We start from the raw sequence: 14,256 nt of genomic DNA on the forward strand, positions 1-14,256 counted from the left end.
ACTTTTTATTAACCTATCATTGTAGAATAGTTTACATTGATAGGTTAAATTTATAAATATAATTTTAATAAATAAGGAAGGCAAAAGTGAATAAAAAACTTTTCTTTGTATCTATAGCATTAGCTGGTGTGCTTTTTGCAAAAAATATTGAGTTTGAAGAGATGGATAAAAATCCTCAAAGAGTAAATCCAAATCAGCAAAATCAGATTTTATCTTTTGGAAATAGCATAAAATCTTCTGTTAGTTCTATCGTAAATATATCTGCAAAAAGAAGTGTAAACCCAAATATGGACACTCTTCCTTTACAGATGTTTGATGACCCATTTTTCAAGAAATTTTTTGGAGAAGAGTTCTCAAATCAGTTTAAACAAAATAGAGTTCAAAGGTCTTTAGGCTCAGGAGTTATTGTTACAAAAGATGGTTATATAGTTACAAATAACCATGTAGTTGAGAATGCTGAAGAGATAAATGTAACTATTGGAGATGACCCAGCTGAATATAGTGCTAAGCTAATAGGAAAAGATAAGGATAGTGATATTGCTGTTGTAAAAATTGATATAAATAAGCCTTTAACTCCCATTAAATTAGGAGATTCTAGCTCTTTAATGGTTGGTGATGTAACATTTGCTATTGGTAATCCTTTTGGAGTTGGAAATACTGTAACTATGGGTATAATATCAGCTTTAAATAAAAATAGAGTTGGAATAAATAGATACGAAAATTATATTCAAACAGATGCTTCTATAAATCCTGGAAATAGTGGTGGAGCTTTGGTTGATAGCCGAGGAGCACTAATAGGAATAAATACTGCAATATTGTCAAAAAGTGGTGGAAATGATGGTATTGGTTTTGCAATTCCTGTTGAGATGGTAAAAGATGTAGTAAGTAAACTTGTAAGTGATGGAAAAGTTGTAAGAGGTTATTTAGGTGTTGTAATTGTTGATTTAGATAAAGATAGCCAACAAGTTTATAAGAGAAAAGAGGGGGCTATAATCTTAGATATTTCAAATGATACACCAGCTTCAAAGTATGGATTAAAACGAGGTGATTTGGTTTATTCAATAAATGGTAAAGAGGTAAAAGATAGAAATAGTTTGCAAAATGCAATAGCATCTTTTATGCCAAACGAAAAGATTAAATTAGAGATAGAAAGAGATAAAAAAGATATTGTTTTGGATATAGTTTTAGCAGATAGATCAAATATATCTGGTGCATTACCTGATAATAATCAAATAATTTTAAGTGGATTAAAAGTTAGTACTATTACTCCTGAAACTATTAAGAAATATAGATTACCTCTTGAGAGTATGGGAATATTAATCACAGATGTTGAACCAAAATCTAAGGCTGAAAAAATAGGTTTTCAAGCTGGAGATATAATTATTCAAATAGAAGATGTTGAGATTAAAAATTATTCTAATATAGAAACAGCTTTAAAGAGATATAATAAAGAGCATAAAAGAGTTTATATAAATCGATATGGACAAACTATTATGTTTGTAATTCAATAGAAAGGATAAATTATTATTAAAATACTTATGATAGAAGATGATTTGGAGTTAGCTCAAATTATTACAGATTATTTAAAATCTTTTGATATAGATGTTACAACGACGGATAGTCCATATAATGGGCTATCAATGTTAAACTTAAGTAAAGAGTATCAACTTTTAATTTTAGATTTAACCTTACCTGAAATAGATGGTTTAGAACTTATTCCAAAAATAAGAGAAAAATCTCAAATTCCAATAATTATAAGTTCAGCAAGAGATGATATTTTGGATAAAGTTATGGGACTTGAAAGAGGAGCGGATGATTATTTGCCAAAACCATATAATCCAAGAGAACTTCAAGCTAGAATTAAAACGATTTTGAAGAGAGTAGATAACAAAATAGAGGATAATAAAGCTCAACGAAATAGAGTTTTTGAGTTAAAAGAGAGTGATATGCAAATTCTTTTTAAAGGAGAGAGTTTGGTATTGACTTTAGCTGAATATGATATTTTAAAACTACTTATTCAAAGAAACCATGGAGTTGTTTCAAGAGAGGATTTTATTTATAATAGCGATAATATAGAAGATGAGTCATCTTTAAAAAATATAGATGTAATAATCTCAAGAATTAGAACAAAACTTGCAAATATTGATAATTCTAAACAATATATAAAATCAGTAAGAGGTATTGGTTATCAGCTAATATGATAAGAAATATCTCCATATCAACTTTTGTAAATATAATTTTTGCTTTAGCTTTTGTATCTATTTTTCTAACTTTTGCTATATTTATAAGATATGATAAAGAGAGGTATGATTTAAGTTTACAAAATAGATATGAGTTAATCGCTGAAAACTTTTTAATACTTTTTCAAGACCATCCAAATGCTCAAAGATTAAATGAACTTTACAAAAAATTTAATGTAAAGCCAATAGAAGATAGAGATAGAAAGTTAGAGATTATAAACAACGCTCAAGAGTTAAAAATTACACAAAATTATCTTGGAACTTATAGAGTATATAGATTTGATGATATTTATTATATATATGTACAACGATATGGTTACAATATTATTTTAAGAGATACAAAACAACATAATTATAATGTTGCCTTTATAATTGCTGGGTTTGTTCTCTCTTTGATTGTATTTATATTTTTGTATGAAATATTAAATAGAAAATTAAGACCTTTGAGGCTTTTAAATAAACAAATTATTGAATTTTCAAATGGAAATAGAGATATAAAGTTAGAATATAAAAGCCATGATGAGGTAGGAACAATAGCTAAAAATTTTAATGAAGCTATAAATATTATCAATAATCAATCAAAATCAAAAGATTTGTTTATGAGAAATATGATGCATGAACTTAAAACTCCTATTACTAAAGCTATGTTTATTGCGGAAACACTTGATGATGATAAAACAAGAGAGAATCTTCAAAGAGCATTTAGAAGAATGGATGATATTATAAAAGAGTTGGCAACTGTAGAGAAACTCACTTCACAAAATACTATGATTTATAAAGAGAAGATAAATTTCTTAGCAATTTTTCAAAAAACAATGGAATTGATGCTAATAAATTCAGAAAATATTGAGCAAAAAATAGAAGATTTTTGGTTTGAAGTTGATATTTATATGATGTCAATAGCTCTTAAAAATCTACTTGATAATGCAATTAAATTTTCAACAAATAAAAAAGCAATTATAGAAGCCAATAAAAATATTATAAAAGTAATATCATATGGAGAGCCTTTGAAGAATGAACTCTCTTTTTATACAGATGCCTTTTATCAGGAAGATAAAAGAAGTAGTGGTTTTGGATTGGGGCTTTATATTGTAAAAACTATTGTAAATTTACATAAATTTAAGCTAGAGTATGAGCATATTGATGGTAAAAATTGTTTTATCATAAAGCTATTAAATTATAATTAATTTAAAGCTTATTTATTAGTACATTTTTCATGATTTCTAACCAATCTTTATTAAATCTTTTTTTAATAAACTTTTCTTTATGAGGAATAGTGCAGTTAGAGCAATCATGATGAATATAATCATCTCCTTCAAAAGTTGAGCCATTTTTTGACTTTATAGAGCAAAATGAGTATAGGGTTTTTTCATTTTGTTTTAAAATTCCATTATCATTAAATACAAAATATGGACAAGCACATAAGTAACAGTTTAAATTTTCCATTTCATGGCATTTTTTGTTTTCTTTGTAAAGTGGACAAAAATCTGGTTCATTTATTTTCATATTTTCATATCTGAAATATTCAATTATTTCACCTATTGATTTATTATTAAGCTTATTCATAATAGTTTTGTGCAATTTTGCTTGGGATTTAAACCACTCTTCATATGTCATAAATACTCTTTTACATAAAATACTTTATTATATTAAAATCTATTTAAGAGTACAATTTTAGTTGTAAAAGGAGTTTGAAATGTTTAGATTAATATCTATTTTACTAATTTCACTATTTTTTGTATCTTGTGCAACTACAAAATCAAATTTAATTCAAAATGAGTTTACAAATATAGTTAAGAAGCAAAATACCTATGATAGATGTACAAATTTCTCATATATTAGTTTAGCTGATAATATAAAATATGGGAAAATATTTACTGAGTATATAAGTCTTGATAGCTCATGTAAATGGAATGGCTTAGCAAGAGGCTATTTTGTATCTTTCTTTATGGATACAATTAAGGCAAAATCGTATAAAGTGATTGAGAAAAAAGAGTTTGATAATATAGAAGTATCTACTTATTTAGTAGATAATTTATATTATGTAAATATTATAAATAAATATACAGTTTTTGAAGATAAGCTAATGGTAGATTATAGTGGAGTTTACTCTACATCTTTGATAAAAAACTATGATATGTCTTATGAAAATATATATATAAATAGACCTAGGTTAGATATAGACTATTTTAGTAGTTTAGTTAGGTTCAATTTCTTTTATTCATATTTTTCAAAAGATAGTTCAGATTTTGGGAGGTAAAAATGCAAAGTAGAAGTTCATCATTTATTTTAGGAATATTCCTATTTTTTGGTTTAATAGGATTGGGGGTTTTTGTAGCAAATGGAATTGTAAAATTTAAGGAGCTTGATAGAACGGTTGTTGTTAAAGGTTTATCTGAAAAAGAAGTTTTAGCAAATGTTGTAATTATGCCAATAAAAATGACACAAACAAGTAATGATTTAGAGGCATTAATTCAAAAAATTGATCTAGATACCAACAAAGTTATAAAATTCTTGAGAGAAAATGGTATCAAAGATGAAGATATAACTTTAGGTGCAGTGTCAATAGTTGATAAGATGGCTAATGAGTTTTCAAATCAAGATTTTGCAATGAGATATTTAGCTTCAAAAGTTATAAATATTTATAGTATGGAAGTTGATAAAATTAGAGCTTTAAGTAGTAAACTATCAGAACTTTCTCAAAAAGGTGTTTTATTTAAAATAGATGATTACGATAGTAAAATAGAGTATATTTATACAAAATTAAATGAAATAAAACCAAGTATGATTGAAGAAGCTACTTCAAATGCAAGAGCTGTTGCACAAAAATTTGCACAAGATTCAAATAGTAAATTAGGAAAAATCAAAAAAGCTAGTCAAGGTCAGTTTGAGGTTGTAAGTCGTGATAAAAATAGTGATCACATAAAAAATATTAGGGTAGTATCCACTATTGAGTACTATTTAGCTGATTAAAACTTTTTAAGAGGATTAAAATCCTCTTAGAGCTATTCCTAGATAAATCTCTACTAATCCAAAAGCAATATTTATTGGAATAAGATATTTAGCTATTGGTTCAAGCTCTTTCTTTGCTAAAATATACTCACTATTTTTAAAGAATTTGGCAGCTTTGTATCTTTGTATAAAAATTTTTATAAAGATAAAAGTCATAATCAAAAGTATAATCTCTTTTAAAATAGCTATAAAATTTGCTTTTAAACCAAGTCCAATATGCATTAAAATAGCAGTTATATAGATAGCTAAAATACAAATAATCACCATATAAAAAAACTTTTTTAAATTTTCTAATATTCTTTCTAGTCTTGTTTTAACATCATCTATTTTAAAAAAAGAGTAGTGAACTGAAAATCTAATTACAATCATTCCTCCAATCCAGATAACTACAGAGAGTAGGTGAAAGAATAAAATTAATTTAGAGTGTTCCAAAAAAAATTCAGTCATAAAAACTCCTTTTTAAATAGTTCCCATTTAAAAAGGAACTATATTTATAATATTGTATAAGCAAGATTAAGAATCTTCTAAAAGTAGCCTTGTGTTTTTTAGTATTCCTTGTAAGAAAAACTAAATGTCTTCAAGAATAAAGCCTAAATTTATAAATTATCTTTTGCCCATAAAATAGCAGCTTCTTTTGCTTCTTCCATCTTTGTTGTATCTTTTCCTCCTGCAGTTGCAAAATCAGCTCTTCCCCCGCCATTTCCACCTAAGATAGTAGCAATTTGTTTTACCCAGTCACCAGCTTTTATAGGAGTGTTTTTACTTCCTGCTGTTATTAAAACTTTGTCATCTTTTGCTTGTAGAAGTAAGATGGCAACTTTTTCATTTGCATTTTTACTATCATCAACAATTTTCTTTAAATCACCATTTTCAATAACACTAACTATTAGTTTAGTATCGTTAATTAACTCTTCATTTATTGGAGTTGAAGTTTTGCTTTGAGCATTTTGTAACTCATGTTTAAGCTCTTTTATCTCTTGTTTTAGTTTTTTAACACCTGAAATTATATCATTCGATTTAAACTCAGTTTGTAATAGAGCCAATTTATTTATCTGTTCTTTAGTATATTTAAAAGCACTAGCACCAACAACTGCTTCAATTCTTCTTATTCCAGCACTAACCCCACTCTCTTTTATTATATAAAAACTTCCAATATCAGCACTATTTTTTACATGTGTTCCACCACAAAACTCAACAGAAACATCTCCACCAAAACTAATAACTCTTACTATATCACCATATTTTTCACCAAACATAGCAATAGCACCTTTTTTCTTAGCCTCTTCAAGTGGAAGCTCTTCTACTACTCCAACTAATGCTCTATTTATCATAGAGTTTACTAAATCTTCAACTTCATTTATCTGATCAGGTGTCATAGCTTTTGGGTATGTAAAGTCAAATCTTAGTTTTAAATCATCATTGTAAGATCCAGCTTGTGAAACACTATCTCCTAAAACCATCTTTAATGCACTTTGAAGTAAGTGTGTAGCACTATGATGTTTTGCAATCTCATATCTATTTACAACAACAGCTTTAACTATTTGATTCTTTGATATCCCTATATCTTTTACATCTATTTTTGATAAATTTAGGTTATGGAATTTAGAAGTTTCTAAAACCATAATATTTGTACTATCAAATTCTATTGCTCCAATATCACCATTTTGCCCACCACTTGTTGCATAAAATGGAGTTTTATCTAAAAGTGCCCATCCTTTTTGATTTTTTAAAGCTTCTACTTCACTGAAGTTTTCATCTAAAAGTGCCACTATTTTTGAAGAGTAAGAGATATTTGTATATCCTACAAACTCATTTAAACCATATTTCTCTATTAGAGTTTTAAAATCTCCACCATTTGCACTATCTCCACTACCTTTCCAAGCAGCTTTTGCCATAGCTTTTTGGTTTTTCATAAGCTCTTCAAATTTTACTAAATCTACTTCTAAGCCTCTATCTTTTAGCATATCTTGTGTTAAATCAAGAGGAAAACCATAAGTATCATATAGTTTGAATGCAACACTTCCACTAAAAATATCTTTAGTATTTGATAACTCTTCACTAAATAAGCTCATTCCCAAATCAATAGTTTTGAAAAATCTCTCTTCTTCTAGAGTTAATTGCTCTTTTATATAGTTTGAATTCTCTTTTAATTCAACATAATGTCCACCCATAATATTTACAAGAGTATCAACAAGTTTTGCCATAAAAGGTTTTCTAAGTCCTATTAAATATCCATGTCTAATTGCTCGTCGTAAAATTCTTCTTAAAACATAAGGTCTTCCTTCATTTCCAAAAAGAATCCCTTGAGATAGCATAAATGAAGTTGCTCTTAAATGGTCTGCAATTACTCTATATGAACCAATATTCTCTTTAGTTGCTTTTTTATTCGCAACTTCTTCTAAAGTTTCAATAATTGGCTTGAAGTTTGAAGAGTCAAAGTTATTAAGAACTCCCTCTTTTATTGCAATAACTCTTTCAAGACCCATTCCTGTATCAATAGATGGTTTAGGAAGAGCTAAAAGTTCTCCAGATTTTGTTCTTTCGTACTGCATAAATACTAAATTCCAAATTTCTAAAAATCTATCTCCATCTCCACCCATTTTGTCTTCAGGACCATTAAAGTGCTCCTCTCCTTGATCATAGAAAATTTCACTACAAGGACCACAAGCTCCAGTATCTCCCATAGACCAAAAGTTGTCTTTATCTCCAAATTTCAAAATTCTATCTTTGCTTATATATTTACTCCAAATATTAAAAGCTTCATCATCACTATTGTGTACTGTAACCCAAAGCTTTTCAATAGGAAGGCTCAAATTAACCGTTACAAACTCCCAAGCATAAGCAATAGCATCCTCTTTAAAATAATCTCCAAAAGAGAAATTACCTAGCATTTCAAAAAGTGTGTGATGTCGTGCTGTATAACCAACATTTTCTAAATCATTATGCTTCCCTCCAGCTCTTATGCAAAGTTGGCAAGATGTTGCTCTTTTATTTTTTGGGGCAGGGATATTTCCTGTAAAAATATCTTTAAACTGAACCATTCCAGCATTTGTAAACATCAAAGTTGGGTCATCTGGTACTAAAGGCATTGAAGATATTACCTCATGACCTTTATTTTTAAAAAACTCTAAATACTCTTTTCTAATATCCATTATACTGTTTTCCATCTATAAAAATTTTCTTGATTTTATCAAAAATATTATTTACTCTTGATTAGTAAGATTTAAAAAAATATTAATAATAAAACAAAATTTAAGGTTTTTAAAGGTAAAATCTTTGAACTTTAATTGTAAATATACAAGGGTAAGTTAATATATAGTTTAAAAAAAATTAATATTAAGGATAAAAAATGGGTAAATATATTGAATTAACATCGGCAAATTTTGATGCAACAACAAAAGAAGGTGTATCTTTAGTGGATTTTTGGGCTCCTTGGTGTGGTCCTTGTAGAATGATTGCTCCAGTTATTGATGAGTTAGCAGGAGATTTTGAAGGAAAAGCAAATATTTGTAAAGTAAATACAGATGAAGAGCAAGATTTAGCTGTTAAATACGGAATTAGATCTATTCCTACAATTATTTTTATGAAAGATGGTGAAGTTAAAGACCAACTAATTGGTGCTACATCAAAACAAGCCTTAACAGATAAAATTAACTCTTTATTATAATTTTTACTAAAAATAAAAAGAGTATAAAGGAAGGTGTTTTTCATCTTCCTTTTTTTAATTATAAAGCCAATTAAGATAGATATAAAATATTAAATGATAAAATTTTTCCTTAGTTTTGTAAGAACTTTTATATTGGCTTACGAAATTTTTTAGTACCATTCTATTTTAAAAGAGTTATGGTATATTATATATTATAAAAAAGGAGTCAAAATGTTGGATTTAGCAATTATTGGTGGAGGACCAGCAGGTTTAACAGCAGGTTTATATGCTACAAGAGGTGGCTTATCAAATGTTGTGATGTTTGAAATGGGAATGCCAGGGGGTCAAATTACTGGTTCTAGTGAGATTGAAAACTATCCAGGTCAAGGTGAAGTTATGACTGGTATGGATTTAATGGCATCATGGCCAGAACAGTGTCAAAAATTTGGTTTAAAACATGAAATGGCTCAAGTAGAAAAAGTGACTAAAAGTGGAGACACTTTTAAGATTTTAACAAGTGATAAAAAAGAGTTTGAAGCAAAATCAGTTTTAATGGCAACAGGTTCAGTTCCAAGAAGAGCTGGTTTTAAAGGTGAAGATGAGTTTTTTGGAAGAGGAGTTTCTACTTGTGCAACTTGTGATGGATTTTTTTATAGAGGAAAAGAAGTTGCAGTTGTTGGTGGAGGAGATTCAGCTTTAGAAGAAGCTTACTATTTATCAAAAATGTGTAAAAAAGTATATTTAGTGCATAGACGAGATACTTATAGAGCGGCACCTAGTACAATAGCTCATATGAAAAATGCTGATAATATAGAAGAAGTTACAAATGTATCTGTTGAAGAGGTATTTGGAGATGCTAGTGGAGTATTAGGACTTAAAGTAAAATGTAATAAAACAGGAGAAATAAGAGATTTACCAACTCCTGGTGTATTTGTTTTTGTTGGAAGAAATGTTTTAAATGCACCACTAAAACAAGAAGATGGAACTTTTTTATGTGAGATGAGCCCAAATGGGGAAGTTGTAGTTGATTTAAAAATGAGAACAAATATAAAAGGTCTTTATGCTGCTGGAGATATAAGAATTGATGCGGCAAAACAGGTTGTTTGTGCAGCTGGAGATGGAGCAACTGCAGCTGTTGATATAATTGAATATTTAGGATAAAAGATGATTAAAATAGGTATTTTAGGAAGTACGGGAAGAGTTGGTAGTCTATTAATAGATGATTTGAAAAATGATAGTGAAGCTATACTTTCATGTGTTCATGTCTTTGATAAAATTGAAAAAGTATTGCCAGATGATACAGTTGTAACAAATGATATTAATATTTTATTTGATGAGAGTGATGTAATTATTGATTTTTCAAGCCCAGTTGCAACAGAAGAGCTTTTGAGCGCAGTTGTAGAAGGTGGAAAAAGAAAAGCACTTGTAATTGCAACAACAGGACTTAGTAAACATCAGCAAAACCTACTTCTTGAAGCTAGTAAGCTAGTACCTATTTTATATGCTACGAATATGAGTTTAGGAGTTGCAGTTTTAAATAAACTTGTGGCTCTTGCTTCTAAAACATTAAGAGATTTTGATATTGAAATTGTTGAGCAACATCACAGATATAAGGTAGATTCACCTTCTGGAACGGCTTTAACTTTAGCTGAGCATGCAGCAAATGCAAGAGAGTTAGACCTTGATAACGTAAGAATATCAGGAAGAGATGGACAAATTGGAGCTAGAACTAAAGATGAAATAGCAGTTATGGCTTTAAGAGGTGGAGATATAGTTGGAAGACATACAGTTGGTTTATATAATGATGGAGAATTTTTAGAGCTAAATCATACAGCAACTGCTAGAAATACTTTTTCAAAAGGTGCTTTAAAAGTTGCAAAATGGCTTGTAAAAAAAGATGCAAATCTTTACTCAATTAATGATGCTTTAGGTCTATAAAAGGAAATCAACAATGTGTGCAATAGTAGGAATTTATGGAAATGAAAATGCAGCAAGATTAGCTTCAATAGCTCTTTTTGCCATGCAACATAGAGGTCAAGAGGCAACTGGAATTTCATCATCATGTGATGGAAAAATATATACAAAAAAAGATAGAGGTTTGGTTTCTGAAGTGTTCAACGAAGAGGCTTTAACTTATTTAAGAGGAAATATGGCGATTGGTCATAATCGTTATGCAACAGCTGGAAGTGATTCAGTATTAGATGCTCAGCCTGTTTATGCAAAGTATAAATTAGGACAAATATCAATAGTTCATAATGGAAATCTAATAAATAAAGATGAAGTTAGAAATGATTTGATAGATAAAGGAGCTATTTTTCAAACTGGAATGGATACTGAGAATTTAATCCATCTAATAGCAAAAAATACAAAAGATCATTTAAAAGATAGAATAATAGAAGCATTAAATAGAACTATTGGAGCATACTGTTTTATTGTTCAAAGTAGAAGTAAGCAGTTTGTAATACGAGATAGATATGGGATTAGACCTCTGTCTTTAGGAAAATTAAAAAGTGGTGGATATATAGTTGCTAGTGAAACTTGTGCTTTTGATTTGGTTGGGGCTGAATTTATAAGAGATATAAGACCAGGTGAAATGCTAATTTTTAGTGAAGAAGATGATATTGAATCTGTTCAACTTTTTGAGCCTGAGTTTAGACCATGTGCATTTGAATATGTATATTTTGCAAGACCTGATAGTGTAATTGATGGTAAGAATGTATATACAACAAGAGAGAATATGGGAAAAGCTTTGGCAAAAAATGATGCAAATAGCAAAGTAAAATATGATATGGTTGTGCCAGTTCCTGATAGTGGAGTTCCAGCAGCTCTAGGATATGCAGCAGCTAGTGGAGTTCCTTTTAAGTATGGAATTATAAGAAATCACTATATTGGAAGAACATTTATAGAACCAACTCAAGAGATGCGGAACTTAAAAGTAAAGATGAAGCTAAGCCCTATGAGTTCAATAATTGCTGGAAAATCTTTGTTAGTAATTGATGACTCAATTGTAAGAGGAACAACTTCGAAAAGAATAGTAAAAATGCTAAAAGAAGCAGGAGCAAAAGAGGTTCACTTTAGAGTTGCGAGTCCAGAGATAAAATTTCCTTGTTTTTATGGAATTGATACCCCTACAAAAGAGGAATTAATATCAACTCAAATGACAAAAGATGAGGTTTGTAAATATATTGAAGCAGATAGTTTAGAGTATCTTTCAATAGAAGATTTAATAAGTGCAATAGGAGATGATAGACACTATGCACTTGAAAGTTTTGATGGAGACTATTTCGTAAAAGCATAATGAGTGAAAATTTAAAAGAGGTATTGACTATTGGTCGGTATTTCAAAAAGAAGTTTGGACAAAAGGTTTATAAAGTTCCAATATCAATATCTGGATTTACATGTCCAAATATTGATGGAACAAAAGCAAAAGGGGGTTGCTCTTTTTGTGAAAACGACTCTTTTAGCCCAAATTTGCAAGAAAAGAAAACAAAATTTAAATTAAATCCAAATACAGAACATAATCCATTTTTGGACAATCAACTAAAACAACTTGAAATGCAATTTCTTGCTACTAAAAAAAGACTACAAAATAAATTTAAAGCAAAAAAATTTATAGTATATTTTCAATCTTTTACAAATACTTATGCTCCACTTTCAACTTTAAAAGCTTTATATGAAAAAGCTCTTAGCTTTGATGAAGTTATAGGGCTTAGTATTGGTACACGAACAGATTGTGTAACAGATGACATTTTAGATTATTTATATGAAAAATCAAAAGAAAAAGAGATTTGGATTGAGTATGGAATACAGAGTTTTTTTCAAACTACACTAGATAAGATAAATCGTGCTGATAGCGTAGAGAATATGACTTATTGGATAGAAAGAACAAAGCAAAAAGGTTTAAATGTTTGTGGACATCTAATTTATGGTTTACCAGATGAAAATCAAGAGATGATGTTGGAAACATTTAAAAAAACAATTAATTTAAAGGTTGATAGTATCAAGTTTCATCCACTTTATGTTGTAAAAAATACTCTTTTAACAAATGAGTTTAAAAAAGGAAGATTTACTCCTATAAGTGAAGAGTTATATATTGATACCGTCGTTAAATCTATTGTTAATTTACCGCAAAATGTTTCGGTTCAGCGAATAACAGCTGGAATAGATGATGATACCTTATTATCTCCTTTATGGTGCAAAGATAAACATAGACAAATGAGAAATATTCGACTTGCTTTAGAAAAAGAGGGATATAGTTATTAAAACTTATTTGAATCTTTTGCTTAATTAATAAAATATTAAAAAGAGTGCTAAAGACTAAGCACTCTAGTTGTTTGTTGAGTATAAACTATTTAATTTTTAAAAGATAATCAACAACATTTTCTATAAAAGCATCATGTTTTCTATCTTTTCTATAAGCAATATATAGTTTTCTTAACATTTTTTGATTTCCAATTCTTGATTCAAATAAAGCCCCTGATTTAAGTAGTGATTCAATAGCATTTCTTGATACAATAGACACAGCAGGAGTTGCATTTTTATCAGAGTGTAAAACAGTTTGAACAATAGTTGTAGCACTTGTAACTTCGCTTGTAACTTCAAAAGTATCACAATCAGGATAATTCTCTTTCTCAAGGCACTCCTTAAAAATAGAGCCAGTATTTGATTCAGGATTTCTACAAATCCACTTATATGAAAGTAAATCTTCTGGTTTCGCACGAGCTGGAAGCTTTTGGTTTGAAAAAATCACAATTTCATCTTCCATCCACTCTCTATAAATAATATCATCATTTGCAATATAATTTTCAACAAGAGCTATATCTATTTTTTTATCAAGTAAATCATCTATTGCTTCATGTGAAACAGATACATTTATAGATACATCATTGTGAATATTCTCTTTTAAGTTATTTAAAAATCTAGGAAGTATATAGTTTCCAATAATAAAACTAGCACCAAAAATAAAGGTAGTACTTTTGTTCATTATCTTTAAAAGATCTTTTTCAGCATTATTAATACATTTTTCAATCTTTAGAGCAATCCCATGAAGAATTTGTCCCTCTTTTGTAAGTTTAATACCATTTTTTTTCCTGTCAACAATTTGAACATCTAGATAATCTTCTATAAACTTCACTTGTTGAGTAACAGCAGGTTGTGAAATACCTAGTTTTGCAGATGCTTTAGAAAAAGACTTCTCTCTTACAACGGTTAAAAAAGTCTCTAATTTAGCAAAATCATTTAGCATTAACTTCTCCAAAAATAAATTGTAGGAATGATAACATTTATTTATATATAGAATAATTAAGAGATATAATAATTTTATAAATTTTATGGTATAATCAAAGTTTATTGGAGAAA

Annotated in this window: 14 protein-coding genes; 10 read left to right on the top strand and 4 right to left on the bottom strand. The window is 28.6% G+C overall.

Annotated elements, in window-relative coordinates:
* Positions 1–86 precede the first annotated feature (86 nt).
* From ATR_RS01510 to ATR_RS01520, 3 genes are read left to right on the top strand one after another with little or no spacing between them, the layout of a single operon-like run.
* Positions 87–1,511 (top strand): Do family serine endopeptidase, encoded by a 1,425-nt coding sequence (locus ATR_RS01510; RefSeq protein ID WP_115427733.1) that lies wholly within the window; start codon positions 87–89, stop codon positions 1,509–1,511.
* A 12-nt stretch (positions 1,512–1,523) separates the two neighbouring features.
* Positions 1,524–2,201 (top strand): response regulator transcription factor, encoded by a 678-nt coding sequence (locus ATR_RS01515; protein ID WP_228254256.1) that lies wholly within the window; start codon positions 1,524–1,526, stop codon positions 2,199–2,201.
* On the top strand, positions 2,198–3,427 hold the full coding sequence (locus ATR_RS01520) for an ArsS family sensor histidine kinase (RefSeq protein WP_115427735.1): 1,230 nt from the start codon (positions 2,198–2,200) through the stop codon (positions 3,425–3,427). Before ATR_RS01515 ends, ATR_RS01520 begins: the two co-directional genes overlap by 4 nt.
* 1 nt (position 3,428) lies before the next feature.
* Here ATR_RS01520 and ATR_RS01525 read toward each other — a convergent pair whose 3' ends face one another.
* Complete coding sequence (locus ATR_RS01525; protein ID WP_115427736.1) at positions 3,429–3,857, bottom strand: hypothetical protein; 429 nt, start codon at positions 3,855–3,857, stop codon at positions 3,429–3,431.
* A 79-nt stretch (positions 3,858–3,936) separates the two neighbouring features.
* On the opposite strand from ATR_RS01525, the gene ATR_RS01530 reads away from it, so the two are divergent.
* Positions 3,937–4,500 (top strand): hypothetical protein, encoded by a 564-nt coding sequence (locus ATR_RS01530; RefSeq protein ID WP_115427737.1) that lies wholly within the window; start codon positions 3,937–3,939, stop codon positions 4,498–4,500.
* A gap of 2 nt (positions 4,501–4,502) precedes the next feature.
* Positions 4,503–5,213, top strand: coding sequence for an SIMPL domain-containing protein (locus tag ATR_RS01535; RefSeq protein WP_115427738.1), 711 nt, complete (start codon positions 4,503–4,505; stop codon positions 5,211–5,213).
* Positions 5,214–5,228: 15 nt separating this feature from the next.
* Here the strand turns inward: ATR_RS01535 and ATR_RS01540 are convergent, their stop codons facing one another.
* The gene (locus ATR_RS01540; protein ID WP_115427739.1) at positions 5,229–5,699 is read right to left on the bottom strand and encodes a hypothetical protein; all 471 of its coding nucleotides are present in this window, start codon (positions 5,697–5,699) and stop codon (positions 5,229–5,231) included.
* Between the two features lie 149 nt (positions 5,700–5,848).
* Positions 5,849–8,404, bottom strand: coding sequence for an alanine--tRNA ligase (gene alaS, locus ATR_RS01545; protein ID WP_115427740.1), 2,556 nt, complete (start codon positions 8,402–8,404; stop codon positions 5,849–5,851).
* A gap of 197 nt (positions 8,405–8,601) precedes the next feature.
* Between alaS and trxA the strand changes: the two genes are divergently transcribed.
* From trxA to ATR_RS01570, 5 genes are all read left to right on the top strand, one after another.
* The gene (gene trxA / locus ATR_RS01550; protein ID WP_115427741.1) at positions 8,602–8,919 is read left to right on the top strand and encodes a thioredoxin; all 318 of its coding nucleotides are present in this window, start codon (positions 8,602–8,604) and stop codon (positions 8,917–8,919) included.
* A 210-nt stretch (positions 8,920–9,129) separates the two neighbouring features.
* Entirely contained in the window at positions 9,130–10,059 is a 930-nt protein-coding gene (gene trxB, locus ATR_RS01555; protein WP_115427742.1) for a thioredoxin-disulfide reductase, read from the top strand.
* Positions 10,060–10,062: 3 nt separating this feature from the next.
* The gene (dapB, locus tag ATR_RS01560) at positions 10,063–10,836 is read left to right on the top strand and encodes a 4-hydroxy-tetrahydrodipicolinate reductase (RefSeq protein WP_115427743.1); all 774 of its coding nucleotides are present in this window, start codon (positions 10,063–10,065) and stop codon (positions 10,834–10,836) included.
* A gap of 13 nt (positions 10,837–10,849) precedes the next feature.
* A complete protein-coding gene (gene purF / locus ATR_RS01565; protein WP_115427744.1) occupies positions 10,850–12,196 on the top strand; it encodes an amidophosphoribosyltransferase in 1,347 nt (448 codons plus the stop codon).
* The gene (locus ATR_RS01570; protein ID WP_115427745.1) at positions 12,196–13,161 is read left to right on the top strand and encodes a TIGR01212 family radical SAM protein; all 966 of its coding nucleotides are present in this window, start codon (positions 12,196–12,198) and stop codon (positions 13,159–13,161) included. Before purF ends, ATR_RS01570 begins: the two co-directional genes overlap by 1 nt.
* 85 nt (positions 13,162–13,246) lie before the next feature.
* Here ATR_RS01570 and ATR_RS01575 read toward each other — a convergent pair whose 3' ends face one another.
* Positions 13,247–14,143: a LysR family transcriptional regulator gene (locus ATR_RS01575; RefSeq protein WP_115427746.1), complete on the bottom strand. Its 897-nt coding sequence runs from the start codon at positions 14,141–14,143 to the stop codon at positions 13,247–13,249.
* Positions 14,144–14,256: the final 113 nt, after the last annotated feature.

Origin of the sequence: Aliarcobacter trophiarum LMG 25534 (assembly GCF_003355515.1) — a bacterium.
Lineage (GTDB): Bacteria > Campylobacterota > Campylobacteria > Campylobacterales > Arcobacteraceae > Aliarcobacter > Aliarcobacter trophiarum.